Source organism: Ekhidna sp. (assembly GCF_040223195.1).
Classification (GTDB): Bacteria; Bacteroidota; Bacteroidia; order Cytophagales; family Cyclobacteriaceae; genus Ekhidna.
In genome coordinates this window covers 342,334-365,309 of the sequence record NZ_JAVKDX010000017.1, presented here as the reverse complement: position 1 = coordinate 365,309, position 22,976 = coordinate 342,334, and the positions used below count along the sequence as shown (strand labels likewise).

Genomic DNA, 22,976 nt, shown 5'->3' with positions numbered 1-22,976 from the left:
CTTTGCAAATCCCTTTAACCCGTATGTGGTTGCACCCATAGTTCCTATAATTGATAGTTTTAAAAAAGTGGATCGATCCATAATAGTGTTATGACCTGATCTTGTCTAGTAGCATATTTAAATGTTGCACCTCTTGTTTGTTCAAATTAGAAAGGATGGCGTCTTCCTCTTCCTCGCAAAAAGACATTTTCTCAAGTAAATCCAAACCCTTTTGGGTAATGATTACTTCCATTTGTCTTCGATCAATTTGACTTTCGGTACGGTTTACTAACTCTTTTTTGTGTAGCCTGTCCACAATTCTACTAGCATCGGAGTTTTTATCAACCATTCTATCTTTTATAAGTCCAATAGTGGCAGCCTTAGGATACTGGCCTTTTAGAATTCTGAGTACGTTGAACTGCGGGGTGGCTAACCCATGCTTGTTGATTAGCTTAAAAAATTTTTGTCCGATTAAACTATTGGTATAGTATAGGTTGACAAGAGCCTTGTGATAATCGTTTCTAAAGCTACTTTTTATTTCGTCTTCTAATCTCACTATAAGTCTTTTTAATCTAACTAATCATTATTCCCAAGGGCGAAATTATATGATTGTGTAAGGATGATTTTGGCTACCTCCAATTCTTCATTGTTTCTGGGAGCATAAAGCATAATGAAATTTGGTGGAAGCCAACCCTTGTACACAACAGGGTGCATTTCACCCCATCCCTTGTAGATGACTTCTTTTACGTCATTTTCTGGCAGACTTAGGTGCATGCTATAATCCGGATAGGGATGAAAATGCGCAAATTCAGTACCTACCATAAACGCATTGCAGTGCTGACAACTTTTATCATGGGGTAAGCACATAGCTTGAGCTCCGGGTACCGAAATTCTGCTTTGTTCCCTAGAGATATATGGGAGGGAAAAGGCCCATTTATTTAACTCTTCTATAAAGGATAAATCCTCAGGCTGCTGATCTAACTGTGTATGAGGGTTTGTGGGGGTGGTTTTGGGTTTCTCTCCTGGCCTATAGGAGGTTAATTCCAATTTATTCATAAGCTTAATGTCCTATTCAATTATGTAGTAAATGAAAGAAGACAGCTCAAAAAGATCAAAATTTCTGAGCTGCCCTCATCTTAATCGTTTGAAATACTAGGAGCTTTCTTAAAATATTGCTCATCTTTTAAGATACTCAGCATAAACTTAGCTACGTCCTTTCTTCCAATTGTCATGCGAAGTTTTTTTGAACCATCTATGCTTACACGTGTTGGTTTATGTTTAAGACTATTTGTTAATCCGACAGGTCTCACAGACGTCCACTCCAGGTCGCTCTCCTTCAGGATTTTTTCCTGTTGCTCATGCCCCCTATAAGCAGTGCCTACATTGGTTTTGTTGATCAATAGTTTAAACATCCAGTTGGTTTCTTCATAGCTATCCGCCACTCCCCAGGCAGACACAGTCAATATCCTTTTAATCCCTTTCTCTTTCATTACCCTCACAATATTGGACATGGACTGTTCTAAAAGGTTCTGAGGTGAAACAACTTTCGACCAGGGATTATCAGATACTCGAGCAATGTTTAGCGCACAAAATACCGCCTCACAACCATCAATGGTTTTCAAGACATCTTCATATTCAAGTGGTGACCCGGATATGATGGACACCTTCTTCGAAGATAGTTTTGAAGAAGATTCGTCACGCACCAGGCAAACAGGATGATGGCCTAAAGAAACGGCTTCATCTACCAGATGAATGCCAGTTCTTCCTGTAGCTCCGAAAATTGCAATGTTCATGTTAATTTTTGAAACTAGCCAATAGCTCTGGATTCCTCAAAAAAGCCACAGCCCAAACCAATATTAGGACTACAGATTGCACTAGAAAAGAATCACCAATACTCATGTGTGCCACTATGGCACCTCCCATATATGAACTCAAGAGGAATGAACCAAAAATGTTGGTTTTGGGAAAGAGAAAAAGGATTGTAGAAATTATTTCACCAATGGCAATAATCGTAATCCATTTTGATAACCCAAATGCCTCAAACATCTCTGTCATTTCTGGGGCAATAAATTTGCCCGATGCGCTATAAAGGAAGAGAGATGTTAATAAACCAGCTATGATCCAGCTGGTTAACTTTCTGCTTTTTGATAATTGTTTTGTTTCCATATTAACTAATGATTAGATACTATTTTTTTGTAGCTAAAAGTTCAATGCGAAGCTCAATTTCATCTGCCAGGACCATGTCTCCCATTGTGTTTTTATATGAAATCCCATAGATCTGACGGTCAAAAGTTAGATTTCCGCTTGCACTTAGCTTTCCTCCGTCTTCATCTATGGAAACATTCGTAACCGTCTCTTCATTTGTTACCCCTTTAATGGTCAGATCTCCGGTGATTGAACCTTCTGTGGCACTTTTTACCGTAAAACTCGCTGTTGGAAAAGTCTCTACGCTAAAAAAGTCATCAGACTGAAGGTGCCCGATCAACTTTTCACGAGGAGCCATTTCATACAACGCATCATCATCCGTAGTGACCATTGATGACATGTCCACGATAAAGGCACCCTCAGACACAATGCCACCTGTAATTGTGAGTGATCCTTCTTTGAAGCCGATAGTTCCTTCATGGGCATATACGCCAATCATGCTACCCTTCCAGTTTACAAAACTGGTTGTGTCAATTGCGTAAGAAACTGAGGTGACTGTGTCTTCATTTGCTACTTGTTCCCTAGAGTCAGAAGACTCATTTTTGTTTGAATTGTTACACGCAAATAGCCCTAGGATAAGTAAGCTTGCGATCAATCTGGTTTTCATTTTCATCGTTTATTGGTTTTAGATAGTTTTCAAATCATGCTATAAGTAAAAAGTTGAATATCTATATGAAAGCTCTTTCATATTAAGAAGAATAATAAAATCGTTCATGGATTATCTGTCCATCCTGCCACCTTTGGACAGCTACTTGGCACATGGTCATCCGAGGCGCTCCTTTATAGGTCACATCCATTTCCCATTCTACCATAGTCACATCGTCTCCAATCGCAACACTTTTTACTTCTGCGCCATGGAATGTTTCAATATTTCCCATTGACTCAATTTCACGTTCCCTGTTAGCATCTTTTCCAATTGTCGGTGGTTGACTATTTTCTTGCATAGAAACATCGGTATGGTAGTGTTTTTCAAAAGCCTCCATCATTTGTCCGGACAAAATCATCTCATTCAGGTCTTCAATTTTTTCTTTTAAACTCATTTCTTTCTGGATTTAAGTGTTGATTAATTAAATATTAATAAGTGAATCTAATTAAAAGTTTAGACAAAATATGTCTAAACATATATTTTAAAATCGTAAATTAAAAGGAGATTGTAGGCTCAGTTTGTCATTCTTGTACTTTATTAATTGGTATTCATAATATATAATTTTCTTTATTAGATGTTATTAAATAAATAATGTTATCATTTTTTTGATGTTTGACCAATTCCTTTATCATTAGCTTTAAAAATAGATACTATTTTAGCTAGTCTTTAAAAGATAACATGAAAGCAATTCTATACACAAGAGTTTCAACCAAGGATCAATCAACCTTAAGACAGGTTAACGATATGAAGTCTCTCAAAGACTTTGAGATTATTAAGGTCTTCTCAGAAAAGATATCTGGATTTTCGGTTTCTATCAATGAGCGTCCAGTTCTTCAGAAGGCATTAGCATTTGTTGATTCTAAAAACATTGAATGTATCATGGTCTCAGAAGTTTCAAGACTTGGAAGGAATACTCATGAAGTTCTCGGACTTATTGAAGAACTTAAAAAAAAATCAGTAGCTATATATATACATAACCTGGGAACAACTATAAACAAATCAGATTCGTCCAGCGAAATATTTACAAAATTGATTGTTACGATTATGGCTGACCTGGCCAGGCTTGAAAGTGAACAAATGAGTTATAGAATCAAATCAGGGATAAGGTCTCGTAAAGCTAAAGGACTTACCACTGGAAGAAAGATTGGATCAAGGGAATCGGTAGATAAGTTTATTTCCAAGCATACCGACATTCAAAAGTATTTATCCAAAGGATATTCCTCTAGGGAGATTCAGAAGCTGTGCAAGTGTTCACCAAACACAATCAAGAAGGTAAAGGATTTACAAGATGAGATAAAAATTAAGTAAATTCATTTTTAGACATTGCGAGCCTTGCTATTAAATATTCTCAACGAATACGAAAAAAGTGACTTTGACAAAGTCCCTGAATTAGATGATGATCAAAGAGAAGCGTTTTTTGATATATCCTCAGTACGTCAATATCAGAATCATTTTCGGAAGCCAAAGACTCTCGTAGCATTCATTTTACTAAAAGGCTACTTTAAGGCAAGTGGGAGATTTTATCAAGTCAAAGATTTTCATCAAGATGACGTCCGATATGTAATCAATAAGTTAGGTTTATATGAACTGCCATCTTTTGATAACTATCATAGAGTCACATATTCGGAGCAGAAATCCATTATCGCAAAAAGTCTTGGAATTACCTTGTTCTCTAATTGGAAAGGTCAGTTTATTCAAGAGGTTGAGGGTTTAGTTAAAACTGCATTAAAACCAAAGCAGATAATACATACACTTCTTAAAATTCTTGACGAAAGAAACGTTGAAATTCCTACATATCACGTTTTTGCCGATGTGATTACTAAAGCTCTCAGGAAATTAGAGAGTGACCTTTTGGATAGCGTGTCAAGAGTATTGGGCCAATCGCAAAGAGATGAAATTGACTCTATCCTCGAATTACCAAAAGATCCTACTAAACCGCTCTCACCTAGTAATCCATACTTACTGACAACTATTAAGACTCCAGAGCAGGAAATAACCCCAAGTAAGATTAAGGAAAGCTTAAAGGATTTTCAGGTTGTTGCCGATTTGTTCAGGCAATTTGAAACCTCTTTAGAAAAAATTGATCTATCCGATCAGTTGCTTAACTACTATGCATTATGGCTTATTAAGTCTAAACATATCAAATTCTTGACAATTTCAGAGCCTTCTAAAAGACACCTATACTTTTTGGCTTTTATAATATATCAATATCGAATAAGACAGGACCTATTCGTAGATACCCTTCTGAAGTGTACTCAAAAGTTTCAAAATGATATTGAAAAAGAAATTACAGATGATTTTTTAAATCAGAGGCCTGTTCGTGTTCAGCAGACAAAAAAAGTCATCCAAATGGTCAGATCCTTATCAGATCACGTAGAGCATATGAGACAATTAGCGTTTTCTAATGTTCAAAATGATAGTGAAAAGGTTGCTCGGATACAAGAGATCTTTTATGACATTGATAAATCGAGAGGTGATCGACAGGCACAGCAAAAGAAAATTGAAGAAGAGCTTATAAAGCTAGAAACTTCGATTTCTTCCGGATTAAAAAATCAATTGATGTATGAAAAGTTTATAAAGAACTATAGGAAAATTCAGAATCGTACTGGGGGAATAATTCGGGTTTTAGACTTCAATAGGTCGACTTCAAATCTTGACATTATTGATGCAATAGATTTCTTTAGAAACAATAGTCAGGTCAGTTCATTGAATAAACTTCCTGTAAAATTCATGGACTCTAGGAGTCTACTGGGAATGAAGGATTACCCAGGGGATGAATGGATTATCTGGAAAGTAATTCTATTTATTCAAGTTGTTGAGCACATCAAAAGGGGCTCACTAAACCTTAGTAACTCAGAAAGATATAGGGCGGTTGAAGAATATCTTATTTCTCAGGAAAGATGGGAAAACCAAAAGGACAGCCTACTCGATAGGGCTGCTTTACCATTTGAAAGAGATGTGAAAGTGTTCATCAATAGAATGACTTTTAGCCTTCATGAACAATATTTAAAAACCAATGAGAACATAAAAACTAATGACCATTTGACTTTCACTAATTCTGGGGCAGCAAAGGTTGTGACTCCAAAAGTGGAAAAACCAGATCAAAGTGGGTTATTAGACCTTCTCGAAGATGAAAGGGGAATTATTCCTTTACCGCTTGTTCTTTCGGAGGCTAATCTCGTATCTAAATTCACTCAAAATTTTCTCTACTTTGGACAGAAGGGACAAAAAAGTACTCCATCAAATGAAGCATTTTACGCTGCAATAATTGGATTGGGCTGTAACATCGGAATAAGAAAAATGGGACAGATTTCTAAGGGAGTAACACCAGATAGCCTTGACTATTTGATAAAATGGTATTTCAGCAAAGAGAATTTGGATACTGCGAATAACAAAATCAATGCAATAATTAATGATCTGTCCTTGCCAAAGCTCTACAAGAAGGAAATTAACCAAAATCACACATCTAGTGATGGACAAAAATTTAGTGTTACCGTACCTTCAATAAATGCAAACTTTTCGTTTAAGTATTTTGGATCTGGGAGGGGAGTGAGTGCTTACAGCTTCATAGATGAAACAAGTAGACTATACTATAATACCGTAATAAGTTCATCAGAAAGAGAGGCGGCATATGTTATTGATGGCTTAATGCACAATGAGGATATTGAAAGCGATATTCATTCAACCGATACACATGGATTTAGCGAAATCATCTTTGGCATAACCAATGGTATAGGTGTATTCTTTGCACCAAGAATCAAAAATTACAAAGACCAACTCAAATACACGTTTAAACAGAATCCAAGAAAATCATATGAACAGCTTAATTACAAAATAGTCCCAAATGCTCAAACCTATATCAATACAAATATTATAGAAGAGCAATGGGATAATATATTACGATTGTTGGTTACAATTAAGCTTAGAGAAACGACAGCATCACGTATCTTGAAAAGGCTAAGTTCATACTCAAAACAACATCCTTTATATAAAGGACTAAAACAGGTTGGGCGAACATTCAAAACGTACTTCTTACTCAAATACCTTGATGAGTTGGAACTAAGGCAATCGACTGAAAAAGCCTTAAATAGAATTGAACTTTCCCATCAGTTTGCTAAAGCAATTTTCTTCGGGAATAATCAAGAAATAAAGGTGAAAACAAAAGAAGAACAGGAGCTTGCTGTAGCTACTCGGCATCTAATTCAAAATGTTATTATTCTTTTCAACTACTTGAAAATTAGTGATCGGCTAGCAAAGACGGATGACGAATCAGAGTTTCAAGAAATTCTTCGAAAGGTGAGAAATGGATCAATCATGACTTGGCAACATATAAACATACATGGAGAGTATGACTTTGAAAATCTATTCGATAATGGAGAGATAAGTTCATTTGAGTTCGATAAGATTAGATCACTACAAGTAGTTTCCTAATGTACATCACACCCGTATAGACCTTGAAGGCCAACATATCTAAATGGAAAAGGCTATGAGGAAGGCAGAAACTATATTATCGCATCTTAAAATCTAAAAATTTTAGTATTTAATATTATTTGCTAAATTTAACATCAAAATTAAAACGATGGAGGTAGCCAAGGACTTAATTCTTGATGATTATTTCAAACTAAGGATTTCTTCGAAAAAGTTGAATTCGGGAAGATATCAGGTAAAGTTCTTTGCAACAGTAAGGCAGGATAAACAGCTTTATGGCTATGTACTGGTAGAGGCAGAGGAAACATTGAAATCTGTCATTAGCCGGATCAGGAAGCGCCTGAAGCTGCTGGATCGCGATGCAGAGTATGCGCACCTTCATCTCTTCATGTAGGGCAGGAAGCCCAGCCAACTAACCTAATGATTTTTGAATAATGGCTCGAATACCGAATAACATAAAATACCTGAGAAAGAAAAAAGGCTTTACTCAGGAGACATTTGCCCAGGCATTGGGAATCAATCGGCCGTCTGTCGGCGCATATGAAGAAGGCCGGGCAGACCCTCGGCTGGTTACGCTCTCCAAAATGGCAGAACTTTTTGATGTGACCGTTGACGAGCTGATCAATGAGGACCTAACAAAGGAAAACAGGGTTCCAAAGCAGAATGTGAGGGTGCTCGCTGTTACGGTGGATGAGAATGCAAATGAAGAATACATCCAGCTTGTGCCAACAAAAGCTGCTGCAGGCTATACAAATGGCTATGCTGATCCGGAATATTTGACCGATTTGCCGAGGTTTCACCTGCCTGTGTTGCCTAAAGGAGGTACTTATCGGGCCTTTGAAATTGCCGGAGACTCCATGCTTCCATTGGTATCTGGCAGTATCGTGATTGGAAAGTATCTCGAGCAGCTCAACCACATTCGAAATGGGAATACCTACGTGCTGGTAACCAAATCAGAAGGGGTGGTTTACAAGCGCGTTTTTAATTACATTGAAGAAAAGGGTAAGCTCTTTCTGGTCTCAGATAATAAATCATTTAGTTCATATGAACTGGATCCGACAGAAGTAATGGAAATCTGGGAAGCCAAAGCATATATTTCCGTCGAGTTCCCTGACCCCAACACCACCAATGAGATGTCCATGGATCAGCTGATGGGTATGATTGGAAATCTAAGGAGTGAGGTGGAGCAACTCAAGAAGAATACCTAAGGCGACCCATTTCAAATGCATCTTTAGTCTAACTTTGAGCCTGCATGCGTGGGCTATCAATTATACTTTTTTTATCATTCATTGCTTGTTCTTCACCTCAGCGAGACAAGATTGTGGTGCCGGAACTTCATGCCGGATTTTACAATGAGGCAATGCAGAGGATCAATGATGAGTTGGAGTCCGATCCTGGCAATGATAAGTTGGTAGATCAGAAGTTGTTTTACTGTGAGCAACTGGGGTGGCCCACTACCTGCATCTCTGCGCTAGATGCCCATAAGAATAAACATGGGATGACCAATCAGTTGGTGGAGCAATACATTGCTTACTATCGGAGACATGAACGCTACCAACTTCTCGCAGATTTGATTGATCGCTGGAGTGAGGAATATGATCTGGGAGAAAAATATGCCAAGGAATATATTGAATGCCTCACCAGGCTGGGCAGGAAGGAGTTTGCCACCATCAAATTGCGAAAATATTTAGTAGACCATCAATCATTAGATGATCTGCTTTTTGCCTCAAGACAATACCTGAAGCTCAGAGATACGGCATTGGCCGCTTACAACCTCGGGAAGGTTTATCAGCAAGACCCAAATCAAGAGTTGATGTGGAATTATGGAAACTTGCTGATAGGGATTGGCCATCTGGAATTTGGATTTAAAGTTTTGGATAATCTGCTGGATCAGCAGCTTTTAGATAAGGATCAGCAGATTGAATATGCACGATTACTGAATGGCAATGGACGGGGAACAATAGCCAGGAGAATTGTAAAATCGTTCATATCACAAGACACCATTACCTATCTTTTGGCAGAATGGTACAAAAATGAACTCCTTTTAGATTCTGCAAGCATGATTTTGCAGGAGGCAGTAGTCAGGGATTCAACAGATCGAAAACCTATCTGGAAGTTGGGAAGGCTGTATGAAGACAGAGGCTGGTTTTCCACTTCGTTGGACTACTTCAATTACCTCGTGGAAATGAATCCATCAGATACATTAGCAATCCAAAGAATAGACCTTATACAGCGAAAAATTGCATATTTGCAGCGCTTAAAATTGGAGGAAGCAAATAGACTTCCCCTCAAAGAATTAGAATCGAAAAAAATAGAAAATTAATGAGTGATCAAATCACCATTACTCTGCCAGACGGCTCAAAGAGAAACTACGAAAAAGGTAGCACAGCACTAGACGTTGCGATGAGTATCAGCGAAGGACTGGCAAGAAATGTATTGGCTGCCAAAGTAAATGGAGAAGTCCGTGATTCATTTAGGCCAATAGAGCAAGACGCCAATCTACAGCTACTCACCTGGAATGACGATGAAGGGAAGTCCACCATGTGGCATTCGACTGCACACCTGATGGCTGAGGCACTTGAAGCACTTTATCCCGGAATCAAGCTTGGAATTGGCCCACCAATCGAAAATGGTTTCTACTATGATATTGATTTCGGGGATATTGAATTTGATGCTGACAATCTGGAGGCCATAGAAAACAAAATGCTTGAACTGGCCAGAGAGAAAAACGAATTTAAGCGGCAGGATATTTCCAAAGCAGATGCCATCGCTTTCTACAAAGAAAAAGGGGATGAGTACAAGCTTGAACTCATTGATGGATTGGAAGACGGAAGCATTACTTTCTATCATCAGGGGAACTTCACGGATTTGTGTCGTGGACCTCATATTCCTCACACAGGCTACATCAAGGCGGTAAAAATCCTGAATGTAGCTGGTGCATATTGGAGGGGAGATGAGAAACGAAAGCAGCTTACCCGTCTGTACGCCATCTCTTTTCCCAAACAAAAAGAGCTGACAGAATACCTGGAGCTTTTGGAGCAAGCCAAGCAGCGGGACCATCGAAAGATTGGCAAAGAACTGGATCTTTTCACGTTTTCGGAGAAAGTAGGGAAGGGGCTCCCACTTTGGCTTCCCAAAGGGGCAGTTTTGAGGGAGCGGTTGGAAAATTTCATGCGGAAAGCCCAGCTAAAAGCGGGTTACGATCAGGTGGTCACACCGCATATCGGAGGCAAGGAGCTTTATGTGACATCCGGGCATTACGCAAAGTATGGTGAAGATTCCTTTCAGCCAATCAAAACACCAGCGGAGGATGAAGAATTTTTGCTAAAACCGATGAACTGCCCGCACCACTGTGAGATATACAAATCGCGCCCACGGTCATATAAAGATCTTCCCATCAGATATGCGGAATTTGGCACGGTTTACAGATATGAGCAGAGTGGCGAACTGCATGGACTTACCCGGGTGAGAGGCTTCACTCAGGATGATGCACACATCTTCTGCCGTCAGGATCAGGTCAAAGAGGAGTTTTCGAAAGTGATTGACTTAGTGCTTCATGTGTTTGGAGCACTCGGATTTGGTGATTTCACCGCACAGGTTTCCCTCAGGGATCCGGAAACCCCAGAGAAATACATCGGTAAAGATGAGGATTGGGAGCGGGCAGAGCGGGAAATTCAGGAAGTGGCTGATGAAAAGGGTCTGACTACTGTAGTGGAATATGGAGAAGCTGCTTTTTACGGACCAAAACTTGATTTCATGGTGAAGGATGCACTGGGACGAAAGTGGCAGCTGGGCACCATTCAGGTAGACTACAGCCTTCCAAATCGCTTTGAACTTGAATACGTGGGAAGTGACAATCAAAAGCACCGCCCGGTAATGATCCACCGTGCACCCTTTGGATCCATGGAGCGTTTCATCGCTATCCTTATTGAAAACTGCGCAGGTGAATTCCCACTATGGCTGGCACCTGAGCAGATTGCCATTCTCCCAATTTCCGAGAAATACCATGACTATGCAAAGAAGGTATACCTCGACATGCAGGAAAATGATATTCGTGGATTCATTGACGAGCGCGATGAGAAGATTGGAAAAAAGATTCGGGATGCAGAGGTTAAGAAAATTCCATATATGCTGATCGTTGGGGAGAAGGAAACAGCTGATGGGGCAGTTTCTGTAAGGCAGCATGGAGCGGGTGATATCGGATCCATGAAAAAAGAAGAGTTTATTCGTTTTTTCCAGGATAAAGTAGCCGAACTTATCAACTGAGTTTTTGTTAAGAGCAAATAATCACGATATTTGCGCTTTGTTTTTTATTGTTCAACTAAAATAAAGGAGTAAAATCGCTAAACTAAGAAAAAGAGGCCCTTCAAGAATCAGGAAGGAAGAGCCTTATAAGGTAAATGATAAGATCACTGCACGGAAAGTAAGGGTGGTTGGAGACAATGTAAAAGTTGACGTTTACCCGATAGATCAGGCACTAAAAATCGCTGAAGAGCAAAATCTGGACTTGGTAGAAATATCACCAAATGCAGATCCGCCTGTTTGCAAAGTGATCGACTACTCTAAGTTCAAATACGAACAGAAGAAGAAGCAAAAAGAAATTAAGGCCAAAGCTCAAAAGACAGTAGTCAAAGAGATCAGATTTGGACCTAATACGGATGATCATGACTTCAATTTTAAATTGAACCATGCCATCAAGTTTTTGAAAGATGGGGCTAAGGTGAAAGCATACGTACACTTCTATGGAAGAACGATTGTTTTCAAAGACAGAGGGGAAATCCTGCTCTTGAAATTTGCTCAGGCGTTGGAAGAGTATGGGAAGGTAGAGCAGTTGCCAAAGATGGAGGGAAAGCGAATGATTTTGTTCGTAGCGCCGAAGCAATTAAAGAAGTAATTAACATAGAATAGAATAAAGTAGAAATGCCGAAACTTAAAACAAACTCCAGTGCCAAGAAGCGATTTAAGCTTACCGGAACTGGAAAGATTAAAAGAAAGCATGCATTCAAAAACCACATTCTGACGAAGAAGGAGACCAAGCAAAAGCGAAATCTCGGCTATATGTCAATTGTGGACAAGGCTGATGAGAAAAACATCAAGCACCTTTTGAATCTGTAATTTCAATTAATTAGATCCGCCAATGGGCGGATGGTTAAATGTAAAACCCGGTTATTGGTTGAAAGACGCTGATAAAGAAGTCAACGCACCAATCGCCAAAAACAAAACAAAATGAGATCAGTAAATCATGTAGCTTCAAGAGCTCGTCGTAAGAAGATGATGAAGCATGCCAAGGGATACTTTGGTAGAAGAAAGAACGTTTGGACCGTGTCCAAGAATGCCATCGAAAAAGGATGGACCTACGCATACCGCGATAGAAAAGCTAAGAAAAGAGAATTTAGAGCACTTTGGATTCAGCGGATCAACGCTGGGGCAAGAGAGCATGGAATGTCTTACTCTGTATTCATGGGCAAACTAAATGCAGCAGGAATCGAGATCAACAGAAAGGCACTAGCGGAATTGGCTATGAATGAGCCAAAGGCGTTCAAAGCTGTTGTTGATGCAGTGAAGTAAGATTTTGAAGAATAGATAAAAAGCCTGGCAGAAATGTCGGGCTTTTTTTTGGCCTTCACAGTAGTGTATGAATGAAGAAGCCCGATGATCACTCACCGGGCTCTCCTCTTCATACCAGCTGCCGATTACTCGACAACCAGTCGTTTTATAGATGACAAGTCAGGGCCAGTTACCCTTATCAGGTATAGCCCTTGATTTAGTTTACTAATGTCAAAGGTATGTTCGCGGATTCCTTCTTCGTAGGTGATTGACTGAAGTACCGTTCCGCTTATAGTTACCAATTCTATTCTGGTAGCAGTTCCATCATTGATGCGAACGTTCGCAACCTCGCTGGCGGGGTTAGGGTAGATGCTCACTGACACATCCTCGAATGCACCCAAGCTAATTCTTCGGATTTCAGAGTATTCAAACTGACCGTCAAAATCGACCTGCTTCAGTCGGTAATAGTTGAATCCGGAGTGCAGTCTGGAATGAGTAAAAGAATATTCTGAAAGCTCATTTGTGGTGCCATGCCCGCTTACAAATCCCACATGCTCAAAAGAAATACCATCTCTTGAGTGCTCAACTTCAAAGTGATCGTTGTTGATTTCCTGTGCGGTTACCCAAACAAGGTCAGCCTGATTCCCATTGAGTGTTACTTTGAAACTAATCAGTTCCACAGGAAGTGGAGATGCATTGTTGTATAGGTAATCTGGTACATTGGCAAATTCTCCCGATTGTCCTTCCGTAAAGTCATTGAAGTAATTACCATCTCCATTCGTGTCTTCAGTGATAGTCAGGTTACCGTCATTATCGTCATCATCATCACGGAAATTAGGTAGCCCATCCCCGTCGGCATTAGGAAGTGCCGCACCAATTCCACCCTGATCCGGATCAAATGCATCAAGGATACCATCCCCATCCAAATCAATATTGCCCTCATTTGTATCCAGCACCAAGTCACCGTCATCATCCCAGGATGGGGTGCCATCGAAGTTTGAGTCGTGACCTTCAAATAGGTCTCCAAGTCCCGGGCTGCCAGCACTATCTCCGTCCGAGTCTGTATCAAGGTAATCAGGATTTCCATCTCCGTCGGTATTTATGATGGATAGAGCAGTACCGCCATTATCAGGGTCTACATTGTCATTTAGTCCGTCTCCGTCTGTATCTACAAAGTTATCCAGAGCCCCATCACGATTGTTGTCTGTGCCATTGTTCTCTGCAGCATCAGTAATGCCATCATTGTCAGAATCCCTATCCAGGAAGTCGGGCAATCCATCATCATAGCCAGTACCGTTATCAGAATCAGGGTTAGCTAATGCAGTTCCGCCATCATCTGGGTCCACATCGTTAGCCAGTCCATCACCATCGGTATCGTTCGCAGAGACATAGGAGGAGAGGTAGGCTCCTTCAGCAGTCATGTTAGCTGGTAGGGAACCTCCATTTGCTTCTACAGCGTCTGGAATTCCGTCATTGTCTGAATCCAGGTCCTGGTGGTTTGGAACCCCGTCCAGATCCTGATCAAAATTATCATTGATACCATCGCCATTGGCGTCCTCATAGCCGGCAAAGTCCGAATCGAGGAAGTTTGGTATTCCATCTATATCTACATCTGCAGAAGGATCGCCCAAACCATTCCCTTCTACTAAATCCGTTAGTCCATCGTTATCACTATCCACATCTGAGTCATCTTGCACTCCATCATTGTCAGAGTCATCCGCACAGCTAGTGAAGGTGAGGCCATCAAAATATGGTAGCCCAGAGACGAAAGCAAAGCGTATGTATCTGGCACCTCCAGCCGGAACAATAAAGTTTTGAGTCTCATTGAAGTCACGTTGGGTAATGTTATTATAAGTAACAGCACCAGAGTATGTAATATCATCGAGTGATGATGAGTATGTGGCTGAGGAACCCGGTTGATTTGCCGAAATGGTCAGAACTATAGTTTGTCCTTCTGCAACAATTTCCCCTAAATCATATGTGATGTATTCACCTCCAGCATCTACATAAGCCATGGCGGTAAAATTGTCTGTTCCGCCAGTTATATAATCTGGAGCCCCAACTCCAGAGCCAGATCTTGTTCCACCGTTGTTTTCATGAACAGCAGTGGCACTACCCACACCATTGTTCACCTTACCGGTTCCACAGGTATTGCCATTAGATTCCAAATAATCAGGAGTTCCATTTGCTGGATTGATATCTATGCTTTCGTCGGCAGTTGGAGTACCATCATCATCATCGTCATTGTCCCGGAAGTCAGGTTCAGTATCTGCGTCTGTATCCTGAACGACCACTGGTGATCCATCAAAATCATCATCCACTCCATTTCCATCAGCATCTACTCCTGAAGGGGTATCATCTTCTACACCGTCTGCGTTATTGTCATTTCCTTCAATCAAATCTGAAACACCATCATTGTCACTATCGGAATCCTGGAAGTCTGGAGTGCCATCGTTATCGTGATCATTTCCTGTAATGGCAGTGCCACCATTATCCGCATCGAAATCGTCCGAGATTCCATCCCCATCTGTGTCAGTTGCGGTAGGAGCGCCTATGTACCCGGCGGTTGCCTGGCCTTCTCTAAGGTCTAAAATTCCATCTCCATCCGAATCTCCGTCTCTGTAATCCAGGTTCCCGTCTACGTCAGTATCAGTAAATAAATCTGGTATGCCATTGGCGTTTGTATCTGTTCCGACGGATTCAATCGCATCAGGAATACCATCAGCATCCGAATCAGCATCTGCGGCATCCGCTATGCCATCCCCGTCAAAATCATTGTTTGGAAGTGGAGTTCCAGCAGTGAAAGCCCCTCCGGTATCGTCGATATCGTCTACATAGCCATCTCCATCAGAGTCATTGGACGTGGCATATGCTACAGGGTATTGACCATTCTCATTCATGTTGGTGGGCAATACACCGTCATTTGCTTCTATTGCATTTGGAATGCCATCACCATCCATGTCAAGGTCGTATCTGTCCACAATTCCATCGCCATCCAAGTCGGTTACATCTGACTGCTGCGTGTCTGGAATTCCATCATTATTATCATCCAGGTCAATGGCATTGGCTACTCCATCCCCATCCGGGTCATCGGTGAATTGCAGGTAGTCAGGGTTTGGCCCACCCTGAGTCATGTCATCTGCAAAGTTTTCATTACTGTTGTAGTCCTCCGAAGCAGTAGCCACTCCATCACCATCATCATCAATATCCCTGTAATCTGGAGCGGAATCAGCATCGAGATCCTGGGTAGGGGCAGTCACACCAGTAACTAAGCCGCATGGTGCACAATCTGGGTCAAACGCATCATCCAGGCCATCACCATCTGTATCTGTGCCGGAAGCAAGTTGGTCACCAACGCCATCATTGTCAGAATCCCTGCTTTCAATCGGGTCAATCACTCCATCTCCGTCTGAGTCCGTATCTCTATAGTCCGCCCTGGTATCATTATCCGTATTTACAGGGGCTAAAGCCACACCGGTTATTGCCCCACATGGCGCACAATCCAGATCATATGCATCATCCAGTCCGTCACCGTCCGTATCTACACCAGCCGGAGCTGTGTAGCTTGCGGTAGTCTGCGCTTCCACATTATCTATCAAACCATCCGCATCTGTGTCAATATCCAGATAATCGGCCAGTGCATCTCCATCCGTATTACGAGCTCTTTTGGTCACACTGCCTGAAAGTAGTGTGGTTCCAAACAGGTCTGGATCATAACTATCATGGAAGCCGTCGTTGGTAGCATCGGAAAAACTATCCACCATACCATCTCCATCCGCATCGGTTCCACCGGCTTCAATTAAATCAACAATACCATCTCCATCTGAATCAAGATCCCTGAAATCACTTACTCCATCTCCATCTGTATCCGGATTTGCAAAGGCAGTACCACCAGTGGATGTGTCCACATCATCAACGATCCCATCTCCATCTGAATCATTGGTCAGGGAATAGGAAGGAGGGTAGGCTCCATCTTCATCCATATTTGTTGGCAATACTCCGCCGTTCAATTCTACTGCATCAGGGATGCCGTCGTTATCGGTATCTTTATCAATGTGATCGGGTATTCCATCCAGGTCTAAATCCCTGCGATCATCAATTCCGTCTGCATTTGCATCAATAAAACCTGCAAAGTCTGCATCCATAAAATCAGGGATTTTATCTCCGTCCGTGTCGAGTGACGGGTCTACACCACCGGCTTCTGTGAGATCGTCAATTCCATTGTTGTTATCATCGAGATCCACAACATCCAGGATTTCGTCATAGTCAGAGTCAATCCCACACCAGGAAAAATCATCCAGTCCGATGATTTGATTTCCTGCAGGGGCGATTGCATTGCTGTACCGAATGACAAGTGAATCCACGGATTGTAAAAGGCAGAATCGGACATTTCCGAAATATTCATCAGCATCACTATTAGCAGTACCTACCACAAAATTGTTTGGGTTGAGCTGGGTAGAAGCTCCATTGATAATATTTGTGCCATCAAGGACGATAACATCTCCATCCCTAAACACGCTCACATTCATGGAATCGACATGATTTCCTGAGATCTTGTCTATTTCCAAAAGGTCAAAGCAGAAGCCTTCCAGTGGCCGATCGAATTTTACTTTGAGGAGAGAGATGGCTGTGGCAGCATCAGTTGTTTGCTCAATGAGGACATAATTTTCTGACTGAATGCCATTGTCTATTTCGTAGGCTTGATTTGAATTGGTAGGATCGGTGAAATCAAATTCAATATTTACAGCATCCACGGAAAATATGGGTCCTGGAGTAGATCCAGTAAGAAATCCATCAAAATTTAGAACCGATCCATCATCGCAGGCGGAAATGTAATCAGGAATTCCATCACCATTTACATCAGGGATCTCAGCGCTGGTGAGCGTTCCATCACCATCATCATCTATGTCTCTGTAGTCAGGAGTGGTATCGTCATCCACCAGATTGGCTGCCACGATGGCTGCTGATCCTGTAAGGTTACCGGGTGTGTCAATTCCATCTATAGTATCCAGATTGTCATCAATCCCATCTCCGTCGGAATCTGTTCCTGCCAAGGCGGGGATGTCTGCAACCCCGTTAAAATCAATGTCATTTCCTTCAATGAAGTCACTCACGCCATCCTCATCAGAATCACTATCCAGGTAGTCATCAGTGCCATCCAGGTCTGTATCTTCCGGAAAACCGCCAGTAGCTGGGAGGTTTTCGATGGCATCCAGAATGCCGTCATTATCTGAATCCAGGTCAAGGGCATCAGGAGCCTGATCAGAATCAGAATCGAACCGATCATCGGTATTGTCTCCGTTAGCATCTACTCTTCCCGGGAAATCCGCATCGTAAACGTTAGGTATTCCATCTCCATCAGCATCACCAGGAGTATATCCTTCCTGAGCATTTGAGATGCCATCACCGTCAGAATCTGATTCTAAGTCATCTTTGATGCCGTCATTGTCAAAGTCTAAGGAGCAATAATTGAAGTCGCTGATACCAATATAGGATCCAGCGTTACCAGCCTGTGTGTTATATACAATTTCAATTCGTTGTATTGGAACAGGAAAACAAATAGTTACATTGGAGCGCGGGGTGATATTAAAAAAGCCGGAGGGGGAGGTACCAATCCCTTCAAACTCATTTGATCCATTGTACTGAATCCTGTCTCCCTGATTCGATAAATCGCCTACAGTGAGGGTAATAAGTGTGTTTGATGCATCGTACGCATTGACAGTGACTACATCATCGTCATTGTTGTTATCCTCTATATCTACATCCAGAAGATCAAAGCAAAAGTCGTAAAGTAGATCCCCATTAAAATTTATGACATAGGTGTTGTTTTCATTATCATCCTGTGCGATTGCCCAAACTGTATTAAACTCATTAACATCCGTGGGAATTTCGTCTCCGGAGAAGGTTTCATTAAAAGTTATACCGCCAGATCCTGAGACTGAATATATAAAATCCACAGTTTCATCTCCGAATGTACTCCCCGTAGGAGTGCCCGTATGGTCATCCCAATCAAAGTCCGCTCGTGCGGCACAGTTGTCTTGAGAATAAGCAGCGAATCCCACAAGCAGGCATAGTAATAGTGCTAGTGGCTTTAACTTAATGGTAGTAGTATCAAACATTGGACTTCTGGTTAATCCAGGTGCAAACGCATTACACCTCTTTAATTAAATCGTTTGATAGCTTGGTTGAAGGTAAGGGCGAAGATATCAATTTGGCCTTAGCAATTGATAATTTTTTCGACGAAATGCAGCTTTGGGGGCAGATAGGTAATTCAATTCCTCAAAATGAGATATTTGGTTGTTGTTGCAACTATGTCCGAAGTAATGGTTTAGGTAGTTAAACTAAAAGCTCCAACTAACGATCCGGTTGACCTCCATAAATCCATATCAACAAAAAACCCACCTCGAAATGAGATGGGTTTTAACCTTTCAGCGGTCCGGACGGGACTCGAACCCGCGACCTCCTGCGTGACAGGCAGGCATTCTAACCAGCTGAACTACCGGACCTTGCTTCAAAAGCGTTGCAAAAGTAAGGGCTTCTATTTTCCCATACAATACCTGAAAGCTTATTTTCTTGAGAATATTTTCAATCCTTTTAGTCCTTTCACAGTAAGTTTGTTGCTCCAAATTCAATCCTATGTTATTAGACTTTGAAAAACCAATTTCTGAGCTGGAGTCCAAACTGACAGATATGAAGGAGCTGGCCAAAACCAGCGATGTGAATGTCTCGGATGCAGTAGCCCAATTGGAGAAAAAGATATTGAAATTGAAAAAGGAGACATTTAGCAACCTCACCCGCTGGCAAAGGGTGCAGTTGTCCCGTCATCCTGAGCGCCCATATACATTAGACTATATCTACGAGATCACCAATGACTTTATTGAGCTGCACGGAGACCGTACAGTGAGGGATGATAAAGCAATGGTGGGTGGTTTTGGCACGATCGGCAAAGAGACGGTAATGTTTATAGGTCAACAGAAGGGGAGGTCTACCAAGCAGCGCCAGATGAGAAACTTCGGGATGGCAAATCCTGAGGGTTATCGCAAGGCACTCCGGTTGATGAAAATGGCCGAAAAGTTTAACAAACCCATTGTCACGCTCATAGATACACCGGGTGCTTTCCCGGGACTTGAAGCAGAAGAGCGGGGGCAAGGAGAGGCGATTGCCAGAAACCTGAAGGAAATGACCATGCTGAAGGTGCCTGTCATCTGCATCATCATCGGTGAAGGTGCATCAGGAGGGGCTTTGGGGATTGCTATTGGAGATAGGGTGTTTATGATGGAAAATACCTGGTATTCGGTGATTTCACCAGAATCTTGCTCTTCCATCCTCTGGAGAAGCTGGGATTACAAAGAGCAGGCTGCAGAAGCGCTCAAACTTACAGCAGAAGATATGCTAAAGAACAAGTTGATTGATGGCATTATAAACGAGCCCCTTGGAGGTGCTCATACGGATTTAAACAAGGCTTCAAGCGAATTGAAGAAAGTAATACTGAAAGAATTGAAAGAGCTTTCCGCTAAAACACCCGAAGAGCGCATCAACGAGCGAATAGAGAAGTTTTCTTCTATGGGTGCATACGGTAATTGATCCACACGATGAGTGCCAGCCGATCATTAGTCTCCCGATTCCTTGCGTGGATGTATAAGATGTCCGGTTGGAAAATTAGTGGGGACAAACCAGACCTGAAAAAGTACCTGGTCATTGTGGCGCCTCATACCAGCAACTGGGACTTCTTTGTAGGTTGGGGAGCACGAAACGTGATGGGCTTCCAACCTAATTTTCTAGCCAAAAAGGAGCTATTCAAAATTCCTTTGGTTGGATTTTTCCTCAAGTCTATCGGTGGAGTAGCTGTAGACCGAAACAGCAAAAAGAAGAGTACCCAACTGGTGCAACAGGTGGTTGATCTTTACAAAGAGCGAGAGGAATTCATTATGACCATCACACCAGAAGGCACCAGAAGCTATTCGCCCCGCTGGAAAACAGGCTTTTACCGAATTGCCCATGAAGCAGGAGTCCCCATTGTAAAGATCGGTTTTGACTATAAAACCAAAACGGTCTATGTGGATGAGTCCTATTACACTCGTGGGGAAATGGAAACGGAGATCGAAGAGATCAAAGAGCACTTCAGGCAGTTTACAGGCAAGAACCCTGAAGATGGGGTAAGGTAGGGCATAAAAAAAGCCCTTGATTTAAGGGCTTTTCACTTATATCTAAAACAAATACTAATCTTTTGTTGCTTTCTTTCTGGTGGTTCTTCTTTTCGGCTTCACTTCCTCTTCAACTACGTCTTCCACATCTGAAAGGATTCGTCCGCAATGCTCACACACAATGATCTTTTTCTTTTCTCTGATCTCAGCTTGCTTCTGCGGTGGCACCACGTTGAAGCAGCCACCACAGGCACCTCTTTTTACAGGCACCACAGCCAGACCATTTCGCATATTGTGCCTTACTTTTTCATAAGACTTTAACAGTCGCTCTTCCACACCCTTTGTGGCCTTTTCCCTGTCTTTTTCTATTTTCTGCTCGTCAGCTTCAGACTCTTTTACGATATTGTCAAGCTCCTCTTTCTTACTTTTCAAATCTTTCTCTCTCTCAGAAAGGATAGCCTTTGTCCCCTCCATCTCTTCCTTTTTCGCCTCAATTTTCTCGTAAGACTCCTTTATTCTTTTTTCCAGAATTTGGATTTCAAGTTGCTGAAGTTCCATCTCTTTGGTGATTGCATCGTACTCACGGTTGTTGCGTACGTTCATTTGCTGCTCCTCATATTTCTTGATGAGCTTTTCAGCATCTTTGATTGCAGTTTTGTTGGCAGAGATTGCCTCTTCCATTTCTTTCTGCTCTTCAGCTTGTTTTTCTATGCGAGTCTGGTATCCTGCTATTTCGTCTTCCAGATCCTGAACTTCTTCAGGGAGTGCTCCCCTTATTTTTTTAATCTCGTCTATTTTTGAATCTAGCGCTTGTAGTTTTTCTAAAGCTTCCAGCTTTTTAGCTACTGTATTTTCCATTCAGTTTTCTATAGATATTTGATCGGATTCGTGTCTACCTTCGACAAACGGAACGCAAACTTAGTGAAATTTTTAGTTAAAGCATCTAGTAATAATTCTTTAGTAAAGACTTCACTTTCATAGTGCCCAATGTCGGCAATAATGATCTCGCCATTGGCCTCAAAAAAGTCGTGATACTTAAAATCGGCGGTGATAAAAATATCAGCTTTGGAGGAGATAGCATTTCCCAATAAAAAGCTTCCTGACCCTCCGCAGATAGCCACCCGCTTGATCTTGTGCTTTACAATATTTGTGTGCCGGATCACACTCAGGTTCATTTGGGTTTTTAGCTTCGAGAGAAATGCTTCGGCGGCTATTTCCTCGCTCAGCTCACCGAACATTCCGGCACCTGTTTCCTGATTGATATTTGAGAGAGGGGTAATGTAATGAGCCACCTCTTCATAAGGATGGGCTTTGGTCATGGCGGAAAGTACCTGACCGAGCGCATAATTGGGAACTAAAACCTCTAATCTGGTTTCCTTCACAGTCTCATCTTCCCCCTGCTTTCCAATGGTCGGGTTGCTGGCTGCATTACCCCTGAATGTACCTGTCCCTTCCACCTGAAAACTGCAATGATCATAATTGCCAATGTTGCCTGCTCCTGCTTCATACATCGCATCAAGTACTTTTTGCTTGTCAGAGGTTGGTACAAATACTGTGAGCTTGGAGAGCGTATCCTTCTTTGGCGAAAGGATTGTCAGGTTTTGAAGCCCGATCTTTTCCGCAATCTTTTGATTTACACCTGTATGAACATTGTCGAGATTGGTGTGAATGGCATAGATGCTGATGTCATGTTTGATGGCCTTTCTGATACACCGATCGATCCAGTGATGATCACCAATTCGCTTAATGCCCTTGAAAATAAAGGGGTGATGGGCAATGATTAAATCCGAGGAAGTTTCGATCGCTTCGTCTAGCACAGCTTCGGTCACATCGAGGGTGATGAGAGCCTGACTCACAGTACTATCTTTTTCTCCAATCAATAATCCGGAGTTGTCATAGGATTCCTGCAGGGATGATGGAGCCCAGGACTCAAAGAAATTTGTAAGATCTTTTATTTGCATAAGGGATCAGTAGATTATGGAAGTATCTATGCAATATTATATGATCTCAAATCCAGTTCTTAATTA

20 protein-coding genes and 1 tRNA gene are annotated in these 22,976 nt (G+C 41.7%); 11 read left to right on the top strand and 10 right to left on the bottom strand.

Annotated elements, in window-relative coordinates:
• Positions 1 to 88: 88 nt before the first annotated feature.
• From RLN88_RS12185 to RLN88_RS12160, 6 genes are all read right to left on the bottom strand, one after another.
• Positions 89 to 535 carry a MarR family winged helix-turn-helix transcriptional regulator gene (locus RLN88_RS12185; RefSeq protein ID WP_350221682.1) on the bottom strand — a complete coding sequence of 149 codons (447 nt, stop codon included), beginning with the start codon at positions 533 to 535 and terminating at the stop codon, positions 89 to 91.
• 20 nt (positions 536 to 555) lie between these two features.
• Entirely contained in the window at positions 556 to 801 is a 246-nt protein-coding gene (locus RLN88_RS12180) for a luciferase domain-containing protein (protein WP_350221681.1), read from the bottom strand.
• Positions 802 to 1,115: 314 nt separating this feature from the next.
• Positions 1,116 to 1,772 carry an NAD(P)-dependent oxidoreductase gene (locus tag RLN88_RS12175; RefSeq protein WP_350221680.1) on the bottom strand — a complete coding sequence of 219 codons (657 nt, stop codon included), beginning with the start codon at positions 1,770 to 1,772 and terminating at the stop codon, positions 1,116 to 1,118.
• Position 1,773: 1 nt separating this feature from the next.
• Positions 1,774 to 2,145 carry a DoxX family protein gene (locus tag RLN88_RS12170; protein WP_350206890.1) on the bottom strand — a complete coding sequence of 124 codons (372 nt, stop codon included), beginning with the start codon at positions 2,143 to 2,145 and terminating at the stop codon, positions 1,774 to 1,776.
• A 19-nt stretch (positions 2,146 to 2,164) separates the two neighbouring features.
• Entirely contained in the window at positions 2,165 to 2,791 is a 627-nt protein-coding gene (locus tag RLN88_RS12165) for a YceI family protein (RefSeq protein ID WP_350206891.1), read from the bottom strand.
• Positions 2,792 to 2,873: 82 nt separating this feature from the next.
• Positions 2,874 to 3,224, bottom strand: a complete 351-nt coding sequence (locus tag RLN88_RS12160; RefSeq protein ID WP_350206892.1) for a SnoaL-like domain-containing protein — start codon at positions 3,222 to 3,224, stop codon at positions 2,874 to 2,876.
• Between the two features lie 284 nt (positions 3,225 to 3,508).
• On the opposite strand from RLN88_RS12160, the gene RLN88_RS12155 reads away from it, so the two are divergent.
• The 9 genes from RLN88_RS12155 (at position 3,509) to rplT (ending at position 12,826) form a co-directional block, all read left to right on the top strand.
• Entirely contained in the window at positions 3,509 to 4,138 is a 630-nt protein-coding gene (locus RLN88_RS12155) for a recombinase family protein (RefSeq protein ID WP_350221679.1), read from the top strand.
• A gap of 15 nt (positions 4,139 to 4,153) precedes the next feature.
• Positions 4,154 to 7,261 (top strand): Tn3 family transposase, encoded by a 3,108-nt coding sequence (locus tag RLN88_RS12150; RefSeq protein WP_350221678.1) that lies wholly within the window; start codon positions 4,154 to 4,156, stop codon positions 7,259 to 7,261.
• Between the two features lie 148 nt (positions 7,262 to 7,409).
• Positions 7,410 to 7,652 (top strand): hypothetical protein, encoded by a 243-nt coding sequence (locus RLN88_RS12145; protein WP_350221677.1) that lies wholly within the window; start codon positions 7,410 to 7,412, stop codon positions 7,650 to 7,652.
• A 40-nt stretch (positions 7,653 to 7,692) separates the two neighbouring features.
• Positions 7,693 to 8,466, top strand: a complete 774-nt coding sequence (locus tag RLN88_RS12140) for a helix-turn-helix domain-containing protein (RefSeq protein ID WP_350221676.1) — start codon at positions 7,693 to 7,695, stop codon at positions 8,464 to 8,466.
• A 44-nt stretch (positions 8,467 to 8,510) separates the two neighbouring features.
• Complete coding sequence (locus RLN88_RS12135; RefSeq protein WP_350221675.1) at positions 8,511 to 9,581, top strand: tetratricopeptide repeat protein; 1,071 nt, start codon at positions 8,511 to 8,513, stop codon at positions 9,579 to 9,581.
• The gene (gene thrS / locus RLN88_RS12130) at positions 9,581 to 11,524 is read left to right on the top strand and encodes a threonine--tRNA ligase (protein WP_350221674.1); all 1,944 of its coding nucleotides are present in this window, start codon (positions 9,581 to 9,583) and stop codon (positions 11,522 to 11,524) included. The genes RLN88_RS12135 and thrS overlap by 1 nt, the downstream gene beginning before the upstream one ends.
• Positions 11,525 to 11,597: 73 nt before the next feature.
• Positions 11,598 to 12,152 (top strand): translation initiation factor IF-3, encoded by a 555-nt coding sequence (gene infC, locus RLN88_RS12125; protein WP_350221718.1) that lies wholly within the window; start codon positions 11,598 to 11,600, stop codon positions 12,150 to 12,152.
• Positions 12,153 to 12,178: 26 nt separating this feature from the next.
• Positions 12,179 to 12,373: a 50S ribosomal protein L35 gene (rpmI, locus tag RLN88_RS12120; RefSeq protein ID WP_350221673.1), complete on the top strand. Its 195-nt coding sequence runs from the start codon at positions 12,179 to 12,181 to the stop codon at positions 12,371 to 12,373.
• A 111-nt stretch (positions 12,374 to 12,484) separates the two neighbouring features.
• Complete coding sequence (rplT, locus tag RLN88_RS12115) at positions 12,485 to 12,826, top strand: 50S ribosomal protein L20 (RefSeq protein WP_350221672.1); 342 nt, start codon at positions 12,485 to 12,487, stop codon at positions 12,824 to 12,826.
• Positions 12,827 to 12,951: 125 nt separating this feature from the next.
• On the opposite strand, the gene RLN88_RS12110 is transcribed toward rplT, so the two are convergent.
• A complete protein-coding gene (locus tag RLN88_RS12110; RefSeq protein WP_350221671.1) occupies positions 12,952 to 18,924 on the bottom strand; it encodes a T9SS type A sorting domain-containing protein in 5,973 nt (1,990 codons plus the stop codon).
• Between the two features lie 313 nt (positions 18,925 to 19,237).
• Positions 19,238 to 19,311 (bottom strand) — tRNA-Asp (locus tag RLN88_RS12105).
• Positions 19,312 to 19,441: 130 nt separating this feature from the next.
• On the opposite strand from RLN88_RS12105, the gene RLN88_RS12100 reads away from it, so the two are divergent.
• The gene (locus RLN88_RS12100) at positions 19,442 to 20,389 is read left to right on the top strand and encodes an acetyl-CoA carboxylase carboxyltransferase subunit alpha (protein ID WP_350221670.1); all 948 of its coding nucleotides are present in this window, start codon (positions 19,442 to 19,444) and stop codon (positions 20,387 to 20,389) included.
• A gap of 8 nt (positions 20,390 to 20,397) precedes the next feature.
• Positions 20,398 to 20,970 carry a 1-acyl-sn-glycerol-3-phosphate acyltransferase gene (locus tag RLN88_RS12095; protein ID WP_350221669.1) on the top strand — a complete coding sequence of 191 codons (573 nt, stop codon included), beginning with the start codon at positions 20,398 to 20,400 and terminating at the stop codon, positions 20,968 to 20,970.
• A gap of 54 nt (positions 20,971 to 21,024) precedes the next feature.
• Here the strand turns inward: RLN88_RS12095 and RLN88_RS12090 are convergent, their stop codons facing one another.
• Positions 21,025 to 21,807 carry a zinc ribbon domain-containing protein gene (locus tag RLN88_RS12090; RefSeq protein WP_350221668.1) on the bottom strand — a complete coding sequence of 261 codons (783 nt, stop codon included), beginning with the start codon at positions 21,805 to 21,807 and terminating at the stop codon, positions 21,025 to 21,027.
• 8 nt (positions 21,808 to 21,815) lie between these two features.
• A complete protein-coding gene (locus RLN88_RS12085; RefSeq protein ID WP_350221667.1) occupies positions 21,816 to 22,910 on the bottom strand; it encodes a Nif3-like dinuclear metal center hexameric protein in 1,095 nt (364 codons plus the stop codon).
• Positions 22,911 to 22,976: the final 66 nt, after the last annotated feature.

Bases quoted from the DNA above. Each gene is read 5' to 3' on its own strand.
- RLN88_RS12135 (WP_350221675.1), top strand. From the start codon at position 8,511: ATGCGTGGGCTATCAATTATACTTTTTTTATCATTCATTGCTTGTTCT.
- RLN88_RS12100 (WP_350221670.1), top strand. From the start codon at position 19,442: ATGTTATTAGACTTTGAAAAACCAATTTCTGAGCTGGAGTCCAAACTG.
- RLN88_RS12160 (WP_350206892.1), bottom strand. From the start codon at position 3,224: ATGAGTTTAAAAGAAAAAATTGAAGACCTGAATGAGATGATTTTGTCC.
- rplT (WP_350221672.1), top strand. From the start codon at position 12,485: ATGAGATCAGTAAATCATGTAGCTTCAAGAGCTCGTCGTAAGAAGATG.
- thrS (WP_350221674.1), top strand. From the start codon at position 9,581: ATGAGTGATCAAATCACCATTACTCTGCCAGACGGCTCAAAGAGAAAC.
- RLN88_RS12165 (WP_350206891.1), bottom strand. From the start codon at position 2,791: ATGAAAACCAGATTGATCGCAAGCTTACTTATCCTAGGGCTATTTGCG.
- RLN88_RS12155 (WP_350221679.1), top strand. From the start codon at position 3,509: ATGAAAGCAATTCTATACACAAGAGTTTCAACCAAGGATCAATCAACC.
- RLN88_RS12170 (WP_350206890.1), bottom strand. From the start codon at position 2,145: ATGGAAACAAAACAATTATCAAAAAGCAGAAAGTTAACCAGCTGGATC.
- rpmI (WP_350221673.1), top strand. From the start codon at position 12,179: ATGCCGAAACTTAAAACAAACTCCAGTGCCAAGAAGCGATTTAAGCTT.
- RLN88_RS12180 (WP_350221681.1), bottom strand. From the start codon at position 801: ATGGTAGGTACTGAATTTGCGCATTTTCATCCCTATCCGGATTATAGC.
- RLN88_RS12175 (WP_350221680.1), bottom strand. From the start codon at position 1,772: ATGAACATTGCAATTTTCGGAGCTACAGGAAGAACTGGCATTCATCTG.
- RLN88_RS12145 (WP_350221677.1), top strand. From the start codon at position 7,410: ATGGAGGTAGCCAAGGACTTAATTCTTGATGATTATTTCAAACTAAGG.
- RLN88_RS12085 (WP_350221667.1), bottom strand. From the start codon at position 22,910: ATGCAAATAAAAGATCTTACAAATTTCTTTGAGTCCTGGGCTCCATCA.
- RLN88_RS12095 (WP_350221669.1), top strand. From the start codon at position 20,398: ATGAGTGCCAGCCGATCATTAGTCTCCCGATTCCTTGCGTGGATGTAT.
- RLN88_RS12090 (WP_350221668.1), bottom strand. From the start codon at position 21,807: ATGGAAAATACAGTAGCTAAAAAGCTGGAAGCTTTAGAAAAACTACAA.
- RLN88_RS12140 (WP_350221676.1), top strand. From the start codon at position 7,693: ATGGCTCGAATACCGAATAACATAAAATACCTGAGAAAGAAAAAAGGC.
- RLN88_RS12110 (WP_350221671.1), bottom strand. From the start codon at position 18,924: ATGTTTGATACTACTACCATTAAGTTAAAGCCACTAGCACTATTACTA.